21 protein-coding genes and 1 pseudogene are annotated in these 18,848 nt (G+C 45.3%); 12 read left to right on the forward strand and 10 right to left on the reverse strand.

The annotated features are described in order from the left end of the window. Nucleotides 1–3: 3 nt before the first annotated feature. From L5L98_RS07920 to L5L98_RS07930, 3 genes are all read right to left on the reverse strand, one after another. A complete protein-coding gene (locus L5L98_RS07920) occupies nt 4–912 on the reverse strand; it encodes a metal ABC transporter solute-binding protein, Zn/Mn family (protein WP_263139830.1) in 909 nt (302 codons plus the stop codon). Next, the gene (locus L5L98_RS07925) at nt 896–2,080 is read right to left on the reverse strand and encodes a hypothetical protein (protein ID WP_131523951.1); all 1,185 of its coding nucleotides are present in this window, start codon (nt 2,078–2,080) and stop codon (nt 896–898) included. Before L5L98_RS07925 ends, L5L98_RS07920 begins: the two co-directional genes overlap by 17 nt. An 81-nt stretch (nt 2,081–2,161) precedes the next feature. Further along, nucleotides 2,162–2,452 (reverse strand): ABC-type zinc uptake system zinc chaperone, encoded by a 291-nt coding sequence (locus L5L98_RS07930; protein WP_168827349.1) that lies wholly within the window; start codon nt 2,450–2,452, stop codon nt 2,162–2,164. A 288-nt stretch (nt 2,453–2,740) separates the two neighbouring features. Between L5L98_RS07930 and L5L98_RS07935 the strand changes: the two genes are divergently transcribed. Beyond that, on the forward strand, nt 2,741–2,866 hold the full coding sequence (locus L5L98_RS07935) for a hypothetical protein (RefSeq protein ID WP_105250299.1): 126 nt from the start codon (nt 2,741–2,743) through the stop codon (nt 2,864–2,866). Between the two features lie 146 nt (nt 2,867–3,012). Here L5L98_RS07935 and L5L98_RS07940 read toward each other — a convergent pair whose 3' ends face one another. Then, entirely contained in the window at nt 3,013–3,342 is a 330-nt protein-coding gene (locus L5L98_RS07940) for a hypothetical protein (RefSeq protein WP_113939169.1), read from the reverse strand. 233 nt (nt 3,343–3,575) lie between these two features. Between L5L98_RS07940 and L5L98_RS07945 the strand changes: the two genes are divergently transcribed. Further along, entirely contained in the window at nt 3,576–5,234 is a 1,659-nt protein-coding gene (locus L5L98_RS07945) for a mechanosensitive ion channel family protein (RefSeq protein WP_263139836.1), read from the forward strand. Nucleotides 5,235–5,318: 84 nt separating this feature from the next. On the opposite strand, the gene L5L98_RS07950 is transcribed toward L5L98_RS07945, so the two are convergent. Further along, the gene (locus L5L98_RS07950; RefSeq protein ID WP_263139839.1) at nt 5,319–7,031 is read right to left on the reverse strand and encodes a formate--tetrahydrofolate ligase; all 1,713 of its coding nucleotides are present in this window, start codon (nt 7,029–7,031) and stop codon (nt 5,319–5,321) included. A 165-nt stretch (nt 7,032–7,196) separates the two neighbouring features. Here L5L98_RS07950 and L5L98_RS22445 point away from each other — a divergent pair. Then, nucleotides 7,197–7,295 (forward strand): annotated as a pseudogene (locus L5L98_RS22445) (oxidoreductase); the annotation flags it as partial. 80 nt (nt 7,296–7,375) lie between these two features. On the opposite strand, the gene L5L98_RS07955 reads toward L5L98_RS22445, so the two are convergent. Continuing rightward, complete coding sequence (locus L5L98_RS07955) at nt 7,376–8,206, reverse strand: MaoC/PaaZ C-terminal domain-containing protein (RefSeq protein WP_263139887.1); 831 nt, start codon at nt 8,204–8,206, stop codon at nt 7,376–7,378. Nucleotides 8,207–8,933: 727 nt separating this feature from the next. On the opposite strand from L5L98_RS07955, the gene L5L98_RS07960 reads away from it, so the two are divergent. After that, a complete protein-coding gene (locus L5L98_RS07960) occupies nt 8,934–9,707 on the forward strand; it encodes a methyltransferase domain-containing protein (protein ID WP_263139841.1) in 774 nt (257 codons plus the stop codon). Nucleotides 9,708–9,740: 33 nt separating this feature from the next. Here L5L98_RS07960 and L5L98_RS07965 read toward each other — a convergent pair whose 3' ends face one another. Then, a complete protein-coding gene (locus tag L5L98_RS07965; RefSeq protein WP_263139843.1) occupies nt 9,741–10,643 on the reverse strand; it encodes a TraB/GumN family protein in 903 nt (300 codons plus the stop codon). A gap of 48 nt (nt 10,644–10,691) precedes the next feature. Here L5L98_RS07965 and L5L98_RS07970 point away from each other — a divergent pair, with 48 nt between their 5' ends. Both L5L98_RS07970 and L5L98_RS07975 read left to right on the forward strand, forming a co-directional pair. Next, nucleotides 10,692–11,000, forward strand: a complete 309-nt coding sequence (locus L5L98_RS07970) for a prephenate dehydrogenase (RefSeq protein WP_105250305.1) — start codon at nt 10,692–10,694, stop codon at nt 10,998–11,000. A 165-nt stretch (nt 11,001–11,165) separates the two neighbouring features. After that, a complete protein-coding gene (locus tag L5L98_RS07975) occupies nt 11,166–12,923 on the forward strand; it encodes a GGDEF domain-containing protein (protein ID WP_263139846.1) in 1,758 nt (585 codons plus the stop codon). Between the two features lie 43 nt (nt 12,924–12,966). Here the strand turns inward: L5L98_RS07975 and L5L98_RS07980 are convergent, their stop codons facing one another. Continuing rightward, nucleotides 12,967–13,491, reverse strand: coding sequence for a DUF3016 domain-containing protein (locus L5L98_RS07980; RefSeq protein WP_131523944.1), 525 nt, complete (start codon nt 13,489–13,491; stop codon nt 12,967–12,969). A 278-nt stretch (nt 13,492–13,769) separates the two neighbouring features. On the opposite strand from L5L98_RS07980, the gene L5L98_RS07985 reads away from it, so the two are divergent. Continuing rightward, the gene (locus L5L98_RS07985) at nt 13,770–14,078 is read left to right on the forward strand and encodes a hypothetical protein (RefSeq protein ID WP_105250308.1); all 309 of its coding nucleotides are present in this window, start codon (nt 13,770–13,772) and stop codon (nt 14,076–14,078) included. 135 nt (nt 14,079–14,213) lie between these two features. Continuing rightward, complete coding sequence (locus L5L98_RS07990) at nt 14,214–14,528, forward strand: hypothetical protein (protein ID WP_263139850.1); 315 nt, start codon at nt 14,214–14,216, stop codon at nt 14,526–14,528. Between the two features lie 13 nt (nt 14,529–14,541). Here the strand turns inward: L5L98_RS07990 and L5L98_RS07995 are convergent, their stop codons facing one another. Further along, nucleotides 14,542–15,051, reverse strand: a complete 510-nt coding sequence (locus L5L98_RS07995) for a DUF4240 domain-containing protein (RefSeq protein ID WP_263139852.1) — start codon at nt 15,049–15,051, stop codon at nt 14,542–14,544. Nucleotides 15,052–15,179: 128 nt separating this feature from the next. Between L5L98_RS07995 and L5L98_RS08000 the strand changes: the two genes are divergently transcribed. The 4 genes from L5L98_RS08000 (at nt 15,180) to L5L98_RS08015 (ending at nt 17,855) form a co-directional block, all read left to right on the forward strand. Then, nucleotides 15,180–15,560 carry a hypothetical protein gene (locus L5L98_RS08000; protein ID WP_105250311.1) on the forward strand — a complete coding sequence of 127 codons (381 nt, stop codon included), beginning with the start codon at nt 15,180–15,182 and terminating at the stop codon, nt 15,558–15,560. Nucleotides 15,561–15,642: 82 nt separating this feature from the next. Continuing rightward, entirely contained in the window at nt 15,643–16,440 is a 798-nt protein-coding gene (locus tag L5L98_RS08005) for a response regulator (RefSeq protein ID WP_105250312.1), read from the forward strand. 159 nt (nt 16,441–16,599) lie between these two features. Beyond that, complete coding sequence (locus L5L98_RS08010) at nt 16,600–16,872, forward strand: HU family DNA-binding protein (protein ID WP_006079990.1); 273 nt, start codon at nt 16,600–16,602, stop codon at nt 16,870–16,872. A 290-nt stretch (nt 16,873–17,162) separates the two neighbouring features. Beyond that, nucleotides 17,163–17,855, forward strand: coding sequence for a TorF family putative porin (locus L5L98_RS08015; protein ID WP_105250314.1), 693 nt, complete (start codon nt 17,163–17,165; stop codon nt 17,853–17,855). A 59-nt stretch (nt 17,856–17,914) separates the two neighbouring features. On the opposite strand, the gene rimK is transcribed toward L5L98_RS08015, so the two are convergent. Next, complete coding sequence (gene rimK / locus L5L98_RS08020; RefSeq protein ID WP_113939182.1) at nt 17,915–18,820, reverse strand: 30S ribosomal protein S6--L-glutamate ligase; 906 nt, start codon at nt 18,818–18,820, stop codon at nt 17,915–17,917. Nucleotides 18,821–18,848: the final 28 nt, after the last annotated feature.

Below are 18,848 nucleotides of genomic sequence, written 5' to 3' on the forward strand. Positions count from 1 at the left end.
GGTTTATTTCACTCCATTTAAGAGGGAAATCACGCTGTCATACAGGCTAAATAAATCTTGGCTCTTATCATTCCCCCCCACAGACATAGGCAGCATTACCACGGGCAAGTTCGCTTTTTCACCCAGCCATTTTGCACCGCGCTCATCCTGATAAGAGGCCACAACTACGGCCAGAATATCCCCCTGCTCGGCGCGCGTCAGCAGACTCGCTAAGTGGCCGCTAGTGGGGGCTAAACCCGGTTTTGGCTCTAAATCTGCCACTTGCTCGATACCAATCCAGTTGAATAAGTATCTGAAGCTTGAGTGGTAAGCGATCACTTTTTTACCTTGTAATCCCTTAGCTTGCGCTTCCCAACGCGGGACTGCGGCTTGCCAGCGAGTAGTAAAATCTGCCAGTGACTGTTGATAATCTGCCGCGCCAGCAGGATCTAACTGAACCAGCTTCGCACTCAATGCCGTGGCGACTTTTAACAGTCGCGTCGGGTCAAAATGAATATGTGGATTGCCTTGAGCATGCACATCCCCCATGCTGCGATCGACACTGGCCAGTTTATCTAAGGTCTCGATTTGATCGGCAGCGAAAAATAAGCCTTGCTCGGTCGAGCGCACTTTTGCGTTTGCCGACTTCATCTGCAGCATAGGCAACCAACCTACTTCAAGATCGGCACCTGCGCACACCACAAGATCCGCCTGACGCATTTTAGCGATCAAACTCGGACGCGCCTGCACTTGGTGAGGGTCTTGTAATGCCGTCGTTGCCGAATAGATGCTAGCCGTTGGAGCAAGCTCCTTGGTCAATGCCGCGTATTCAGGTTCACAGGCAAACACATTCAGCTCGGCATGGGCCAAACCAGTATAAGTGACAGATAAGGCCACTGCGGCCAATTTAGCTAAATTAGAATTGATGCGCACCGTGAGCCCCCAGAGACATAATGTATTGAATAGTGAAGATGTTATCGTCTTCTATTCCATCGAAGTTAGTACCCTTTTGATTGGTATACTGGAAACGAACCGTTGAAAAATGGCTAGAATGCCAAGCCAAACTCACCTCAGATTCCTTCAACTTTTGCCCATGAAAATGATCGCCATGGAGCTCTTGCGTATCAGCTTCACCGTAACGCACTCCCGCTGACCAGCTAGGCGTGAATTGATACACACTGCTCAAATACCAACCCTGATGGTAATCTTGGCTCGGAGCATCCTCAGGATGTAAATCGATAGGTGTAAAATCGCTCACGCGATAGTACTCACCGCTCACAGTGAGATTTTGATATTTGTAGTTACCGTTAGGCGCCCACTTATAAACAAAATCAGCACCATAGGTATTTTTACCTGTGTAAGATGCGGCATGGCTATGACCTTCGTGCTCATCACCATGGGCATGCTCATCTTCATGTTCCCCTTCTTCATGGGCAGTCACTTGGCCATTTTCGTTGCGCAAGTAACTCAACCCCGCTTGCCATGAGCTGTTATCGCCTATGTCGCCACCAATTTTTGAGTACAAGGTATAAACGCCGACCTTCTTAAACTCACGCTCACCATGCTCATCGGCAGCATGTAAACTATCGCCCTTAAAGGCTTCAACGCCCATTGTCCAATACAAGTCCGTCGGCGCTACGTAGTTAAAACGTATACCGTCATCAAAATAATGTCCCCCTAAGAATGCACGGTAAACCACAGGACGGTCGGTGAAGGAATCAGTATGTAAGTGTTGGTTATTGAGGTAACCAATGTCCGATAAGAAACGGCCACCACGGATAGAAAACCCCGCTGGCATCGCCATGGTTTGAATAAAGGCTTCTTCCAGATTCAGTTCCGTCTCACCGTCATGCATTTCAACTACTGCGGTGATTTTACCGTAAAACATATCATCGATATTGGCACTCATCGCCAGTTCAGTTTCACCTAAACCAAAGCCATCTGGACTCTCGGCTAATGGGCGTTCTCCCGTCTGATAATATCCATTTAGCACACCACTGATATTAGGGTTGGTCAAGCTCGAGTCTTCTGCAAATAAGCTAGGCGAAACGAGCGCACACGCCAAAGCCACCAAAGAAATTCGGGTATTTAAAACAGTCATGATATCTCCAAAATACAACTAGCACTCGACGACCGATGTTAAGTCATCAAGAAATACAATAAGTTAAAATTTTAAGTTGATTTAGAGAGCGAAGGGAGGCGCACGACTGCGATAAACACTGACGTGTTCAAAAATAGAGGAAGGTAAAATAAATTCGACCACATCGAAATGCTGTATAGCTAAATTCAGCGTCAGCGGATGGGTCAATAAAATCTTGTTGAGTTGGTGCTGATGGAAGCACAGGGTACAGTGAGTCTTAGCGCCATCATCAAGATGGGTCACACTATGGGCTGAGGCAGCAAGAGACAGCAATATCAGTACGGCAGCAAGCCATATCGAAATTGTGCGTCTAATGTGACTTTTAAGTCTCACTCAGTCGTCCCCATAGTTAAAAAGTTGCATAAGTCTATGTCAGTGCCATAGCAAGTTGCAATAAGGTAATCGCTTTGCAAAAGGTTACAAGATATTTGAGGTACCCAGTCTTACCAATAACGTCTTGTTTCAATGGCGGTAGGATCTTGCCAGGACACAGGTAAAAAAACGCATTTAAGATTAGCTTAAGTGAGTGTAACTATAGTGTATTTAGTTTTTATGTCTGCGAGCACAATGACGAAATCAAGCTCGATATGGCTCCGTTTTATCCACCTAAAGGCAACTATTATGCTAGCATTTTTTCGTGAAAACTTAGGGCTTATCTTAGGGATAGTCATCTTCAGCGCGGTGATATTTGGTGGTATTTATTACGTTGAGCACTCCTTAACGAGCCAAGAACAAGTCGTGCAGTAAACAAAGACTCATTAAGCGCGGCTGAAGTTCACCCCTTAAACCCTCTTAGTTGCATTTTGAGCGCCGACTAAAGGCGCTCAAATGATGTTCGTCTCTGGAAAATTATACCGCCGATTTTCCTATCCATAACGAATCCACTTATTAGCCTAACGATACTTCTGTCTTTGATCGCTATCATCGACTTGCTCGGGCGCTTCAATGGTAATGACTTGATCCATAAAATGGCTCACAAACAACAACATCAACGAAAAAATCATTACAGGGATCGCAAAATACCGCACAGAGGCATCAAAGTAACTGTATCCCGCCGTAAACACACTCAAATAAAATCCTAATAACTTGAGTTTAGCCAATGTTGGGCTGCGGCCTAACCAAGCCGCACAATGGGGGCAACGCACTTGAGCGTCGAAACCTTTGCCTCTTTGCTGGCTAATGTCACTGACCTTGATGTACTGATTACAATGGGAACACAACATGAAAACACGATTCCTAAATAACGATGCGCAAGTTTACCAGATACCGACTAGAGTTCGGCCTGTAAATACCCAAAATGTCGGAAAAAGCAGATAAAGCACCGCACTCAAGGTTAAGCTCAAATCAACCCTTCCCAAAAAGTTTAATTCCAAGGGCTATTTCACTCGCAGATATTTTACAGTAAATCCGGCAACATCTATCATACTCAGACATATTTCTACTTAAGATCACTCCTATGCACCGCTACCTCGCTCTCGTGTTTGCCCTGCTAATACCACTACTGAGCCTTTCATCCCAAGCGCAAACTGAACCTGTCGCTGCAACCGAAAGCCCATCCAGCACTCCTGTAACGCTCAAGACAGAACTGGCAATGCTGCAACAGGCTATCGATACGGATATACGTAAACTAAAAAATGCCAAAGGCGAATTGAAGACAATTGTTGAATATCGAATTCAAAACAAAACCTTACAGTTACGTAATAAGATTAAAGATCTGCTCGAAGCAACACCAATCGACAACGCTTTTCTGCAACCATTAATCCAAGGACAACTTAACTACATCCAACAAATTGATGCTTATATCGATGACAACATTAGTAAATTGGAACAGCAATTAGGTTCGAGCACAGATGATGCGACTCTGCTGGAAATATCAAAGCGCGAATTAGAAAAAGACACCTATTACAAGCAACAACTCGAGACGCTCACTTGGCTCGAACAAGTTGGCCAAGATATTAGCGAAGCACAAAAATCACTGATGCAAATTTTAGTAGCTCGTGCCGATACGCTAGAAAGTTTAGTGACTTATACCCAGCAGCAACTACAAGCAGCAATCGATACCGCAACCAATGCAGGTAAAGATGTCACTTCGGCGCAAACCAGCCACGTAATGATGCTAAAGGAACGCTTAGCACAAAATAGTCAGAGCTTAAATATCGACATCAGCCTACTCGACGCCTTAGGCCATGATACCGCCGCGCTGAAAAAGACACTCTTTAGTGTTTCAGGTGATATCACTCAAGATGTGTTGAACTTTGATGTGGCATCAAGTCTCGTTGAGCAGTGGCTAAATACGGCACAAGAACAAGCGATTAATCACGGCCCAACCGTCGTGTTTAAGTTATTTGTTTTCTGTTTGATCTTGTTTATTGCGGGTCTCGCTGGCAAGTTAGCCAAACAGATAGTGAAAAATACCGTTAGCAATTCTAAGTTGAATTTAAGTAAGTTATTACAAGACTTCTTCACCTCGCTATCAGGTAAAGCCGTCTTTACTATCGGGCTGTTAATCGCCCTTTCACAGCTTGGGATCGAACTTGGTCCCCTGCTCGCAGGCTTTGGTATCGCGGGTGTTATTATTGGTTTTGCCCTGCAAGATACCCTGTCGAATTTCGCCTCAGGCATGATGATCTTAATTTACCGTCCCTATGATGTGGGCGATTTGATCAACGCCGCAGGCGTCACCGGACGCGTCAGTCACATGAGCCTTGTCTCCACCACGATTAAAACCATGGATAACCAACGTCTTATTATTCCTAATAATAAGATTTGGGGTGACACAATTAACAACATCACAGCTGAGCATCAACGTCGAGTCGATATGACCTTTGGGATCAGTTATAGCGACAGCATCGAACAGGCTGAAGCGATTCTCAAGTCTATCGTCGAAGCGCATCCTAAGGTACAACCATTGCCAGAACCGACGATTAAACTACATCTATTGAGCGAATCTTCGGTCGACTTTATCGTTCGCCCTTGGGCAAAACCGGAAGATTACTGGGAAGTGTATTGGGACATTACCCGCGAAGTGAAAATGCGCTTTGACGCCGAAGGGATCAGTATTCCCTTCCCACAGCGTGATGTGCATATCTATCAAACTACGAAATCACCGCTTTAAACCAGCGTTAAACGAGAGAAGAAGGGCGTTGCAATGAGCTCGCCCTTATTTTTATTTCTGGCCTATAAATCTCTGCATCAAGTGTTAGCCTAAGCCGACTATCTCACCTTGCGCATCAATATCAATTTTTAAGTAACCCGGTTTTAGCCCAAGTCCTGGCATAGTCATCACATTCCCCACCAAGACGGTAATAAACCCCGCACCAGCATGCAAGACTAAACCCCGCACTGGGATCTCAAAGTCCTGAGGAACGCCCTTTAAGCTAGGATCGTGACTAATTGATAACGGCGTTTTGGCCATACACAGGGGCAAATATTCATAACCTAATACGGTCAGCTGCTGCGCCTGTTGTTTGGCCTCGATAGAAAGGCTAACGCCCGCTGCGCCATACCCCACTTCGGCTAAGGTGGATAACTTAGCCTCCAATGAGGCTTCATCTGAATATAACAGCTTGAACTGACTCTCGGTTTCAGCGGCGCGAACCACAGTCTGCGCTAAGGCGACAGCGCCCGCCTCCCCTTGGCTAAAAGCATCGCTGACCTCACAGCCAAAGGCGCTGCTCGCGTTAACAGCCGCAGTTAGCCATTGCAACTCGGCATCAGTGTCAGTGGCGAAACGGTTAATGGCAACCACCACCGGAATGCCATAGCGAGCCACATTGTTGATATGCCAGTTTAAATTTGCAAAGCCCGCTGCGAGTCGAGCCTGATCTGGGGTATTGATATCTGACTCAGACACCAAACCACTATTGGCCTTCAGCGCTTTTAAAGTAGTGACAAGCACAGCGGCAGCGGGCACCTGACCCGATTGACGCACTTTGATATTACAGAACTTTTCAAAGCCCATATCTGATCCAAAACCAGCTTCAGTCACCACAAAATCCGCCAGTCTGAGGGCAATATCATCTGCAATAATGGATGAATTACCGTGGGCAATATTGGCAAAGGGTCCCGCATGGATCAGGCAAGGTGAACCATTTAAAGTCTGCATTAACGTCGGCTTTATCGCATCCGCCATGATGGCCGTCATCGCACCAGCGACACCGAAGTCTTCGGCGGTAATCACTTGCCCTTGGGTATTTAACGCCAGCACTAAACGACCGATCCGCGCCCGCATATCCGCCAAATTATGACTTAAGGCTAAAATCGCCATTAACTCTGAGGCGGCGGTGATATCAAAACTGGAGGCGTACTCTGGGCCATTATTATCGCCTAAGCCCACCTGGATTTGCCTAAGACAGCGATCGTTGTGATCGACCACTCGGTGCCAACGAATCTCATTGGGATCGATATCTAAAAACGCTTGCCCAGATTGCGCCTCAAATTCCGCCTTACCTAAGCGCGCTTCATGAAATAGCCGCGCCGCAATCGCCGCAGCCCCTAAATTGTGGGCACTGCTCACAGCATGAATATCACCCGTGAGATGCAAATTCATCTCCTGCATGGGTACCACTTGCGCATAACCGCCACCCGCAGCGCCACCTTTTACCCCAAATACAGGCCCCATGCTGGGCTGGCGAATACAGGCACAGGCCTTTTTGCCTATGGCATTTAACGATTGCGTTAAGCCAATGCTCGTCACTGTTTTACCTTCACCGTGGGGCGTAGGCGTGACTGCGGTGACGATAATCAATTTGCCTTTGCGCTGCCCAGCCAAACGCTGCAACACACTGAGCTCGACCTTGGCTTTAGTGTGACCAAATTGCATCATCTCTTCGGGTAATAGACCTAAGTCGACGCCCAGTTCATTAATGTCTTTTAGGCTAGCGCGATTCGAAATATCCATATCTGTCAGCATGCGTCGGTTTCTCCCTTTCAGATACACTCTGGTTTAGTATGAGAGTTCAACTAACAACACTCATTGAATAGGGCGGATATTAGGTGATTGGCTTTAAGATATATAGCCGTCGAAAGGGTTAATGAGCAATTCCTTAATCTGCATCAAATAATCTGTCCTGCGTCCGAGCGGATAAAGAGTGCCGTTGCCTCAAATGAGATCCAGCTCGATCGCCAGCAATGGTTCAGTATCTGGCAGGCATCTATGGGTCACAGCGTACCTTGATTTTTGTTTCTCAAAAGCAACAACCATAAACAACAACGGCGCCAGAAGGCGCCGTTGTTGTATGTATTATTGAGTGCGGCTTAAAACTGCACATCGCCACTTAAATGAGGTCGACGGCCTTTGCTGTCACGTAATTCAAATACTATATTATTAGCATTCTGCTCATAGCCAAATCCAACATCGGCAGGCATCAAGAGTGGCAGCTTAAAGGTCACGTCCACTGTGAATGGACGATCGCCAATACTTGGCATCAGTTCGGCTAAACAACGGGCCTTAGACCACATGCCATGGGCGAGCACTCGATCAAAGCCAAAACGCTTTGAAAGCACGGGATGCAGATGGATCAAGTTATAGTCGCCAGACGCCTTAGCATAACGACGACCTAAATCTTCACTCAAACTCCAGCTTTGTGGTGTTTCCCATGCCATATCAATGGCTTTAGGTGGGCGAACGCGACGCCCAGCAACATCGATACGATATAAATAGGTGGATAACGATTCCCAGACGAGTTCTTCACCGACAAACGCCTTAGACACAAATTCAAACTCTAAGCCAGAATCCGTCTCGCGGCTCGTGGTCAAGGCGCACTCGAGGGAGAAAGTCTCGTCCACCGTCACAGGCCGATACACTTGAATGCGGTTCTTAAGGTGGATCATCCCAAGCAGTGGGAAAGTGATCCCATCGTGGGTAAAGATCACCGCATGCAGGCGAAACGCCATCACGTAGAGATAGGTTGGCGGTAAAACTTTACCGTCAAATTGAAAACCACACACCTGCGCATATTGGCTTACTTTAGCTTCAGACACAGTCACATGCGGCGCGGTCACCTTGATTTGGGGCAACGGCTGTTGATCCCAACCAGGCTTACGGCCAAAGAAGATCTTGCGATAAAGAGAAAACAGCGACGGCATCGCGTTCAATTCAACACAATATGCATTATTCAAGTCTGAGTACCTTTTAATTAACTATCCCTTGGCACAAAAATACATTGCCATAAATTACCCCGCACAGACGAGTAACGTCTGATCCATCAAGCTGATAACGAGTGTAAAACAGGCAGTGCTGCGTCTTAATAAGGGCTGATGCTGACTCTCCGAATGGACAACTATACCCAAACAACCTGAAAATGCAGGATTCAGCGGGAATTTAACGCACTTTAGGCAAGGCCCTTTATTGCTCCTGCATAAATGGCATTCACGCCATCCATGGCGATTGCGGTTATTTGCGGACCTAGTGGACTAAGTTCAAAATAACCAACACAGCATAAAGTGCGTTAAAACCCGCCGGGACGGAGCGCCTAGGGCACTTCACTTCCGTGTTGCATCAATTCAAAAGGTGGCCGACATTCTGTCATTGATGCGCCTTGAATTGAAGCACCCTAGGCGCTCTGAAACTCGTATCTTCAGGTCGCTTGGGTATATAGAGTCAGGTTTGGCGAAAACGGCGTGATTATAACCCAGAGCACTGAGTTCTGTGTATCCCTAAGTTTAGTAGGAATAATTACTACTAATAAAATCAATAGATTAAAAATTAACGATGCAAATTTATCCATCTCAACTCGGCAATAACATCTCCAGAGTGCGAAAAATTTACGACTGTGCCACACTATCGTTCCACTCTCTTTAACCTAGTTATCACGTGCAAGATAAGAATTTTGATAAGCTCGCGCAAAAATTTGCGAAAAACATCTATGGTACGCCCAAGGGCGAAATTCGTGCCGCTGTGCTATGGCGCGACCTCGTCCCCGCGCTGGCAAAACTGGGGGATAAAAAACTCAGAGTATTAGATGCGGGCGGTGGTTTTGGTTACTTTAGCCAAAGATTAGCGCGCCTCGGCCACGAAGTTGTACTCTGCGATATCTCTGCTGAGATGCTGGCTCAAGCCAAAGAACAAATTGATGCCTCACCTGAACCATTAGCTATCCAGCTTATCCATGCGCCTATCCAAGCATTATCGGTCGATAACCATGGCTATTTCGATATCATACTGTGTCATGCAGTCGTCGAATGGTTAACGGATGCTAAGCCAACTGTAGCGGATTTACTTACTATGCTAAAACCCGGCGGATTATTCTCTTTGATGTTTTACAACAAAGAAGCCATGCGCTTTCATGCTTTAGTGTCGGGCAATTTCGATTACGTCGCCGCTGATTTAAAAGTGAAGAAGAAAGTGCGACTAACTCCCACTCATCCGCTTTATATTCAAGAAGTTAAAGATTGGTTTAGCGAGTGGCGAATGTCGCTCATCAGCCAGTCTGGCGTGCGTGTAATCCACGACTATTTGAAAAAGAGTCAGCCCGCGGATTTCGACTATCACAAGCTGCTACAAATGGAGCTGGAGTACTCGCAACGCGAACCCTATATTTCCCTCGGCCGATATGTGCACTTTTTAGGGCAAAGCTTTGCAGTGTGAACGCGCGTCGTTACAAACGCGCTGCCTAAACGATTACTGACAAGTCTGTTTCCAGCAGGCGCTCACTTTGGCGCCTGCTTGCTCTAGCAATTGCACCACGCTTTTATCCCCCACCACATGGCCAGCACCAACCACCACAAACAAAGGTGAAGTCACGTCAGTCGAGCCCATTAATTTTATAATGCCATCGGCCATCACATGGTTTCGCTGCCAGAGGATTTTCTCTAGCATTTTAGTGTCGCCCTCGCCGCCCATTTGCTCCTGCATTATGGCATCAAGCTCAGTTTCATTACCTGAACGCCAAGCCGTTATTAACGATAAAAGCTCCGCATCCGATGCGCTAATCGCCTCACGCACCATAGACCACTGCTCTTGGCTATTAAAAGACGCTAACAATTGAAATTGTGACTCGGCGGTTTCCAACGGATACACAGGCAAAGTCGCATATCGAGCCATCAACTGCATATCAACGCCATAATCCGTGCTGTAACCTAAGTCGTTATAACGCAATAAGTTAACTTGAGTAGCCTGCAGCCAAGGTGCAAAAGATTGTATCGACTGACAAACATTTGCCGTGGCCGCGCAATAGGGCGTCATGCTCTCGACCGTTTGCTTATCTCGGCTCTGCCAATCTAAACCTTTAGTTTTATCGGCGCGGCCGTATTGTTGCAGTAAGGCTGTGCTATCGACTTTATTGATATCGACTTCTACGACTAAGCCCTTAGCTTTACCCAACGCGGTTTCAATTTGGGTGGGTAAAGGATAAAAGTCGGCACGTCCAATATGAATCGAACCCAGTAAATACGCGCTCTTGCCTTGCCATTGCACTTCATAAAATGGTGGTTTATCGGTTTCTGCACCCACCACTTTTGTGCTCAAACCCGCTAACGCCAGAAAACTGATTGATGCAATTAGTCGCCATTGGCTTGTTGCCATATCCTTTGCCCCTTATAATTCCTGCAAATTTTGCAATGAGACGCTGTTATGCCACATACCAAGGTTATAGAGCAACTGAAAGAAAATCTTCAAATCGCCTATCGCCAAGCCATAGACGCCGACGCTAAGTTAGATGAGCTAAAGAAAGCTGGCCATGGAAACTTCACCAGCATATTCACGGCAGAACAAGGTTTTATCGCTTCGAGTAATCGCTTTCTGCCCTATGTGCAAGAGTTGGTCGATGACTTAACTCGCATGGAAGAACATCAAACGCTCGATCCTAAAGAACTCGAAACCTATGTGCGTCAGTTAGGCGCATTACTGCAAACATTGCAGGCCTTTAAGAAGCAAAGCTAAACCGAGATTAGGAGCTGAAACTCACCTTAGATTTCAGCTCTTTCCATGGTATATCTAATCAAGCCCACCAACACGGATAGATAGCACTAAGCTTCCCCAAAACTGTCATCATTTTGTCATTTCTAAGTCATAGACTCCGCTCACATAGACGAAGGGGCTGACGTAATGACAAGTTTAGATCTGGCTAAAGAGCTCGATAAAATAATCTCTAAAGCGGCAATCAGTCCCTTATTTCAGCCAATTTTCAATATATTAGAACATAAAATTCATGGTTTTGAGGCGTTAAGCCGTGGCCCTGAACACAGCCCGTTATACTCCCCAGTCCCGCTATTTCAGACCGCCGAACATCAAGGTAAATTAAGCGAGCTAGAAACCCTTTGTCGCCGTATTTCACTCGAGCAATTTAAGTTGCGTCAGTTTCAAGGCAAGCTGTTTATCAATATCTCGCCCAAGGCATTATTAGATCCCGCCCACCCCAAGGGCATGACCTTACAACTGTTGCAACAACTTGGCATAGCGCCATCACAGGTTGTGATTGAACTGTCAGAGCAATATCCCGCCGATGATATCGATTTACTCAAATCCTGCTTGAATCACTATCGTAGCCAAGGTTTTTTAACGGCGATCGATGACTTAGGTGCAGGTTATTCGGGTCTGAGACTCTGGTCAGAATTGTCACCCGACTATGTCAAAATCGACCGTCACTTTATCCATCAGATTGATTCGACTCCCGTCAAACAGGAATTTGTCCGCTCGATTGTGGAGTTATGCCAAAGCTTAACCTGCAAAGTGATAGCCGAAGGAATTGAAACGCAAGAGGAATTAGCCGTACTCAAACAACTGGGTATCGTCTATTGCCAAGGCTACTTACTCGGTCGTCCAGAAGTACTCCCCTGCCGCGCGATGAAAGCAACCTTAGTGCCGAGCAATACTCAAATTCAACCTAGATACAGCGAATCGGCCGAGAGCCTGTGCACGAGCGCCATTACCGTAGCGCCCACGCTTAAACTCAAATTTTTAAGTGACACCTTTATCTCGCAACCTGCATTACAGGCGGTTGTAGTGGTAGATAACCTGTTGCCACTCGGTATTATCAGCCGCGCGACCTTACTTGAACTCTTCAGCACACCCTATGGTCGCGCCTTACATGAAAATCATGCTGTGAGTGAAGTGATGGACCCGCAAGTTATCCAGATTGAGGCCAACGAACCGTTATCCACCGTAAGTCAATTACTGACCTCAGAGAGTGCTAATACGGTAGCACAACAGTTCATTATCCTTCGCCGTGGTAAACTACTCGGCATAGGCCATACCAAGGATTTGCTACAAAGGATCACAGAGCACAGAATTAAGATGGCGCGCCATGCGAATCCTCTTACAGACTTGCCGGGTAATGTGCCCATTCAAGAGGAATTAAAACGCCTTAAGATCCAAAAGAAACATTTTTATCTAGCCTATTTTGATCTGTGTAACTTTAAGCCCTATAACGATATTTATGGATTTTGCCGTGGCGATGAAGTGATTTGTGAAGTGGCGAATCTGTTACTGAAGTATAAAAGCGACAATTGCTTTGTTGGCCATGTCGGCGGCGATGACTTTGTCATTATCAGCACCTGTGAGCATATGATCAGCCGTTGCCAGCGAATTCTAGCGGATTTTGAAACCCATAAGCATTTGTTTTATAGCGCCGAGCACTGGCTGGCCCAAGAAATGCTCGCCGACGATAGAAAAGGTGAAGCCTGTTACCATCAATTGATCAGTCTGTGTGTAGGCATTTTACCACCAGCACTCACCTTTAACGCCCATGAACATAGTCTATCGACCTTAAGTGCTAGGGCAAAAAAACAGGCAAAATCCGCAAATAACGGATTTTACCTGTTAGAAAATCATCTAATTATTGACACTCAGGCACTAACGGCATAGCTAAACAGCTTAAATCCTCAGCATTAGCGACCGATATGAGTCATTAAAGTTGTGGTGCAATCGTCTTCTTTAACCACTCGGTTAACATTTTGGTTTCATACATAAAAGGCTTATCATTTAAAGATTGGATCCCATCCATGAACCCCATATTCGACAGTTTTTCATCACCCGCGATAATCACTTTATCGTTTTCCATGACTTGATAAGAAAAAGTCATACGCGGCGGATAAATGTCCTTGATAATGCGTAAATCATTGGCGGTCGCACCAAATGTTGGACGCATATCACCCGCAAGATCAACATCGGTAATGGTCATTTCAAGCTTTTGATTTGGTTTTAAAATCTTCGCGGCTTCTTTATTGATGTTTTCAGTTAAGGTCTCAAATAAGCGCTTCTCATAACGGGATTGGAGCTCCCCTGATGATTTTATATCGCGATAATCTTTAGGACTTTGCCAAACAATTTTAACCACACCATCTTCGGTGACGGGATCCACAGGCGCTTCATCGGCCGCCCAAGCCGCACTGCAACTTAATACACCTGCGAGTAAAAGGGACTGAATTTTCATGTTTGCCTCCAAGGCCTAGATAACTTTCTGAGAACCACAGTACAAAATCTAACCTGAACTAGAGCTTAACGCAAAACGGATATAAGTACAGCAAATGTTCCGTAAGCTTTTGTATAATTAAGTAAATATTATTTAACCACCACAACCAATACGTATCTTTTTGTATCGGAATTGCACCAAGTAAGTGCATGGTTATCAATTTGTGAACATTTCACGCGCATAACGACAAAAAAAGCGTTATCCTTCCGCTATTGTTTACATTGCCCACTTAATAAAAAATGAAATTCCCTGTTGTACCTGTGTTCATTCTTATCCTGTTTACCTGCGTCGTAAGTGCGATTTGGTTTATCTCCCCGAGTGACAAAAATACTGGCCCTAAAACTTGGTCAGCCTTTATCTACAACCATGGCTATGATTCAGGAAAATATAAAAAAACCGATAACTTTGACAGCTATAATACCTGCCGCGATTTTGCACGCGAACAATCTGCCTTCTACGACAATGTGCCTTGGGAATGTGGATCTATGTGCCAGTTCGATACTCGTAAGCAAGGATTTCAATGCGAAGAAATGAAGAATGAGCACTAACTAACCATTCAGCATAGGTTCAATATTTATACAATAAACTCAGCTCCTCACAGTACAACTCGTTTTCTTTACCGTCTAAGGATGCACGATTTAGAACTAACGTGTTAAACGTAATTTTTAACTTGGAGCTTACCTATGAACCTAAAAACGGCTTATCTATTCAATCCATATTCACGAAAACTCGCTTTATTGGCACTGCTGACAATTGGAACGAGTATCAGCCTTTCAAGCCAAGCTGCACCATTGACCATCAGCCAGCAACAAGCTGTTACTGTTCATTTGAGTAAATTGGCTCAGGCGCAAAATGCGGCTGAACATCAAATGACAGAGCAGCTTAAGCAAGATTTTAGTCAACAATTAACCACGCAAGAACATGAGTTTATGAGCGACATCTGCCCTAAATATGGCATGACCTTCGATGTCACTACCAACGCTTGCTTACGCTCGTAAGGTATTGCCAAGATTAAAATGGAAAACGGGCACTCAGTTCAGGGTATTGCAGCTTTAAATCCTTGGGCTTAGTGCTAAATTTTTTACCCACGGGCGTCGCCTTGCCCGATGGCATAAAGGGCAGTTCCTCACCGGTTCTATCTTCGTATAATTGCCCTGCGATAAGGTCGTATTCATCTACAAAAGGGTAAGCATAGGCATCTCGCTCTGGCCAAGCGACTAAACGTGCTAGGGCGTCAGGCTGATTAACCACACCTTCGAAAATTTCTTTACCAAGTGAAATCAAAAAACACCTAAACTCGGCAAAAGCATATTCAGAATCACAGCCCGTAATAATGTAGGCCGCCCCCCAAACAGACCACAAATAACTACGGCGCATCTGCTGACCAAAGATTTTATCGAAAGCTTTTAACTCTTCATTACTCAATTCGGCAAGTTTCTGCTTCAGTGCTTGAGTCAAAGACTCCTGTGATTGCGCCGCTTCCGTTCGCGTGACTAAACCCCAAAACTCAACTTCTGTCATAAACGTCACCTATTTAGAGCCTCTAGTAAAAAGGCATATTCTACACGATATTACGGTTATACTGGACTCGGATTAGGGCATTTCCTACACTTGCTCATCTTCTTTGCTACTGGTGTGCACTTCAATCTATGCCTAAACGTCTTATACTACTGATCACGTTATATTGCCTCTTCAGCATTGCTGCACTTTGGCGTACTGTGATGACTCAATCCCTTGATGTATTCACCCTAGGTGTCCTCCCCGTGCTCGTTGGCATACTCATACGGGCGCCGTGGTCTAGCTTAGTGTTGAAGATTTATATTGGCATGCAAACCTTAGGATTCTCGGCACTGGGGATTACAGCAATTATTGCCTATCGCATTACCCCTGAGGATGTAAAAGTAGTTGTTTCTGGCCACAACATTCCTATGTTGCCACTCACAGTGAGCATTATTGTTATTTTACTCGTGCAGTATTGGATCGCATTTTCTAAGGTCACGAGACACTATTTGACCCGCCAAACTCAGTAATGGACTTTGTTGCTAAGCTGTTATCAACAGCGTAGCTTAGCGACCCAGTAAAATACTTACGACTTTTAACTTGAAGTAGACTATGAGCCATTTATCGCCCAGCGAACTTTCCATTCTTTTGGTAGAACCTTCAGAGACACAGCGTCGAATTATTATTCAGCGCTTACAACAAGAAGGCATTCTCAGCATTCAAACCGCAGAAAACATAGAAGCGGCTAAAGATATTATTGCTCGCCATAAACCTGACCTTATTGCGAGCGCCATGCATTTCGATGATGGCACTGCCATCGATCTCTTGGGCTACTTAAGGGCCAACGCTGACTGCAAAGATATCCAATTTATGCTGGTCTCGAGTGAGTGCCGCCGTGAGCAACTTGAAATATTCCGCCAATCGGGTGTAGTAGCGATTCTACCTAAACCCTTCAGTGCCGACCATTTAGGTACAGCATTGAATGCCACGATTGATTTACTCAGCCACGATGAACTCGACCTGAGTAATTTCGATGTACAAGATGTGCGTGTATTAGTGGTCGATGATAGCCGTATGGCAAGAAACGTCATTAAACGTACGATTGGTAACTTAGGGATGAAGCTAATTACCGAGGCCGAGGATGGCGCGCAAGCCATAGCGTTAATGAAACACAATATGTTCGACTTAGTGATCACTGATTACAATATGCCGAGTGTAGATGGGCTAGCTTTGACACAATTTATCCGCAATGAAAGCCAACAATCACACATTCCCATCTTGATGGTGTCTTCCGAAGCCAACGATACCCACCTCAGCAATGTATCCCAAGCGGGTGTAAATGCCTTATGTGACAAACCCTTTGAACCCAAACTTGTTAAAAAATTACTCTATCAACTGTTAGAAGAATAAAACCAGAATAAAACTTAAGTCACGAACTGAGTAAATATTCTGCGCTTTACTGAACATCTTGCTGCACGCTAGACGCAAAAGGCTTTCCAAGTGTTAAACCTTATGGCATGTTAGGCACGCTTATTTCAAATAAATCTACGGAAAGAAGAGACAATAAAAATGAACAAAACTGAACTAATCGCCAAAATTGCAGAAAATGCCGATCTAACGAAAGTAGAAGCAGCACGCGCATTGAAGTCTTTTGAAGCAGCTATTACCGAATCAATGAAAAATGGTGACAAAATCTCCATCGTAGGTTTCGGTTCTTTTGAAACAGCGACTCGTGCCGCTCGCACTGGCCGTAACCCACAAACGGGTAAAGAAATTCAAATTGCTGAAGCGACAGTGCCTAAGTTTAAAGCGGGTAAAACCCTACGTGACAGCGTAAACTAAGTTATAAAATTCAATACAACGCCTCCATTGTGAGGCGTTTTTTTTGCCCAATCCCAGTGAAGCACTGAATATTTTTTGCACAACAAAAGTGCGCCTCTGCCCCACAAACTGGCAAATAAAAACATTTAATTAACATTGCGAGTTCTAATACCTTGTTTTACATGGCATTGTAATAGTGGCATGTGATTAGCAAATCCTTCCTTAGAAAAAACCAAGATGCACTAATGAACACAGCTGACTTTGAGTGTGCCAATGGTGAATCGATAAATAAGTCAATCGAGGGGATGAGCATGAAGAAATCACTGTACAGCGTTTTGGCCTTATCGACGGGAATGTTACTGGCAGGCAACGCCTTTGCAGCCGTATCAGGCAACATTGGCGGTACCTCTAATTACCTATGGCGCGGTGCGACCCAAACTAAAGATGCAGTCGCAATCCAAGGTGGCCTTGACTACAGCCACGATTCTGGATTTTATGCGGGAACTTGGGCATCGAATGTGGATTTTGGTGATGATACTAGCTACGAGCTTGATCTATATGCGGGTTATGGCGGCAGTATTACCGAAGACATCAGCTACGACTTTGGCTATCTCTACTACGCCTATCCAGACGCACCAGGCAGTATTGATTTTGGTGAGCTCCATGCTGCTGTCACGTGGAAATGGCTCGAACTTGCTTACTCCCAAGTCATCAATGCCGGTGACGATCTGGCCGCCGATCCTTTAGATAATAAAGATCTCAGTTATCTTGCCGCGACGGTATCCGTTCCTCTCACTGAAAAGCTGAGTTTATCAGTGCACTATGGTTACTCAAACGGTGATGTCGTCCAATCTTGGTTTGGCGAAGATAATTATGCCGACTATAACGTGACTCTCAGTGCAGATACCAGCATAGGCACAGTGTCATTTATGGTCTCAGATACCGATCTCACCGATGATGATGCCAAACTAGTACTCGGATATTCCTACAGTTTTGATCTATAGGCTCTAAGCATAACAAAACGCCACCTTAAAAAGTGGCGTCATTTTATCACTATCACCAATTAGGCAATAATTGACCGGTTTGTTTTACGGGCCGCAACCATTTTCTCGATATACTCAACAATGGGCTCAGTCACTGAAATCCCTGTTGTTTGCTCAATCCCTTCAATGCCTGGCGCCGAATTAACCTCAAGGATCAGTGGGCCACGGTTAGAACGTAAAATATCGACTCCCGCGACAACCAATCCCATCGCCTTCACAGCGGCAATAGCCATTTTACGCTCAACAGAGGTGATTTTTACCACCTCACCACAACCACCTAAATGCAGATTAGAGCGGAAATCGCCCTCGGGACCTTGACGCTTCATCGAAGCAACAACCTTGTCACCGACAACAAAACAACGAATATCACTACCATTGGATTCTTTAATGTATTCCTGTACTAAGATATTCGCTTTGAGCCCCAAGAATGCTTCAATCACGCTCTCAGCAGCCGTTTTAGTTTCAGCGAGTACGACACCAATCCCTTGAGTGCCTTCGAGTAATTTAATGACTAACGGAGCGCCGCCCACCATATTGATGAGATCTGGGATATCATTTGGCTTATTGGCAAAACCCGTCACTGGCATGCCAATCCCTTTGCGGGAAAGTAGTTGCAGTGCCCGCAATTTGTCCCGCGAACGCGCAATGGAGATTGAATCATTCGCGGCATATACACCCATCATTTCAAACTGACGTACAACGGCACAACCATAAAAAGTCACGCTAGCATGAATACGCGGAATGATGGCATCAAACCCAACTAATTCAGTACCTTCATAATGAATGCTAGGTTTAATAGAATTAATATTCATGTAGCAATTCAGCGTATTGATCACGACCGCTTCATGTCCACGACTTTGGCAAGCCGCGACTAAGCGTTGTGTTGAATACAACTGGGGGAATTGGGATAAAATACCTATTTTCATTGCTGAGTGACCAACTTAAGCATGAGTG

This window comes from Shewanella sp. SM23, assembly GCF_025654295.1.
Lineage (GTDB): Bacteria > Pseudomonadota > Gammaproteobacteria > Enterobacterales > Shewanellaceae > Shewanella > Shewanella oncorhynchi.

Coding starts and splice junctions, on each gene's coding strand:
- L5L98_RS08000 (WP_105250311.1), top strand. CDS start 15,180: ATGCCTAAACGTCTTATACTACTGATCACGTTATATTGCCTCTTCAGC.
- L5L98_RS07995 (WP_263139852.1), bottom strand. CDS start 15,051: ATGACAGAAGTTGAGTTTTGGGGTTTAGTCACGCGAACGGAAGCGGCG.
- L5L98_RS07980 (WP_131523944.1), bottom strand. CDS start 13,491: ATGAAAATTCAGTCCCTTTTACTCGCAGGTGTATTAAGTTGCAGTGCG.
- L5L98_RS07975 (WP_263139846.1), top strand. CDS start 11,166: ATGACAAGTTTAGATCTGGCTAAAGAGCTCGATAAAATAATCTCTAAA.
- L5L98_RS07970 (WP_105250305.1), top strand. CDS start 10,692: ATGCCACATACCAAGGTTATAGAGCAACTGAAAGAAAATCTTCAAATC.
- L5L98_RS07955 (WP_263139887.1), bottom strand. CDS start 8,206: ATGCCGTCGCTGTTTTCTCTTTATCGCAAGATCTTCTTTGGCCGTAAG.
- L5L98_RS07940 (WP_113939169.1), bottom strand. CDS start 3,342: ATGTTGTGTTCCCATTGTAATCAGTACATCAAGGTCAGTGACATTAGC.
- L5L98_RS07990 (WP_263139850.1), top strand. CDS start 14,214: ATGAACCTAAAAACGGCTTATCTATTCAATCCATATTCACGAAAACTC.
- L5L98_RS07965 (WP_263139843.1), bottom strand. CDS start 10,643: ATGGCAACAAGCCAATGGCGACTAATTGCATCAATCAGTTTTCTGGCG.
- L5L98_RS08005 (WP_105250312.1), top strand. CDS start 15,643: ATGAGCCATTTATCGCCCAGCGAACTTTCCATTCTTTTGGTAGAACCT.
- L5L98_RS08015 (WP_105250314.1), top strand. CDS start 17,163: ATGAAGAAATCACTGTACAGCGTTTTGGCCTTATCGACGGGAATGTTA.
- L5L98_RS07985 (WP_105250308.1), top strand. CDS start 13,770: ATGAAATTCCCTGTTGTACCTGTGTTCATTCTTATCCTGTTTACCTGC.
- L5L98_RS08010 (WP_006079990.1), top strand. CDS start 16,600: ATGAACAAAACTGAACTAATCGCCAAAATTGCAGAAAATGCCGATCTA.
- L5L98_RS07925 (WP_131523951.1), bottom strand. CDS start 2,080: ATGACTGTTTTAAATACCCGAATTTCTTTGGTGGCTTTGGCGTGTGCG.
- rimK (WP_113939182.1), bottom strand. CDS start 18,820: ATGAAAATAGGTATTTTATCCCAATTCCCCCAGTTGTATTCAACACAA.
- L5L98_RS07945 (WP_263139836.1), top strand. CDS start 3,576: ATGCACCGCTACCTCGCTCTCGTGTTTGCCCTGCTAATACCACTACTG.
- L5L98_RS07935 (WP_105250299.1), top strand. CDS start 2,741: ATGCTAGCATTTTTTCGTGAAAACTTAGGGCTTATCTTAGGGATAGTC.
- L5L98_RS07950 (WP_263139839.1), bottom strand. CDS start 7,031: ATGCTGACAGATATGGATATTTCGAATCGCGCTAGCCTAAAAGACATT.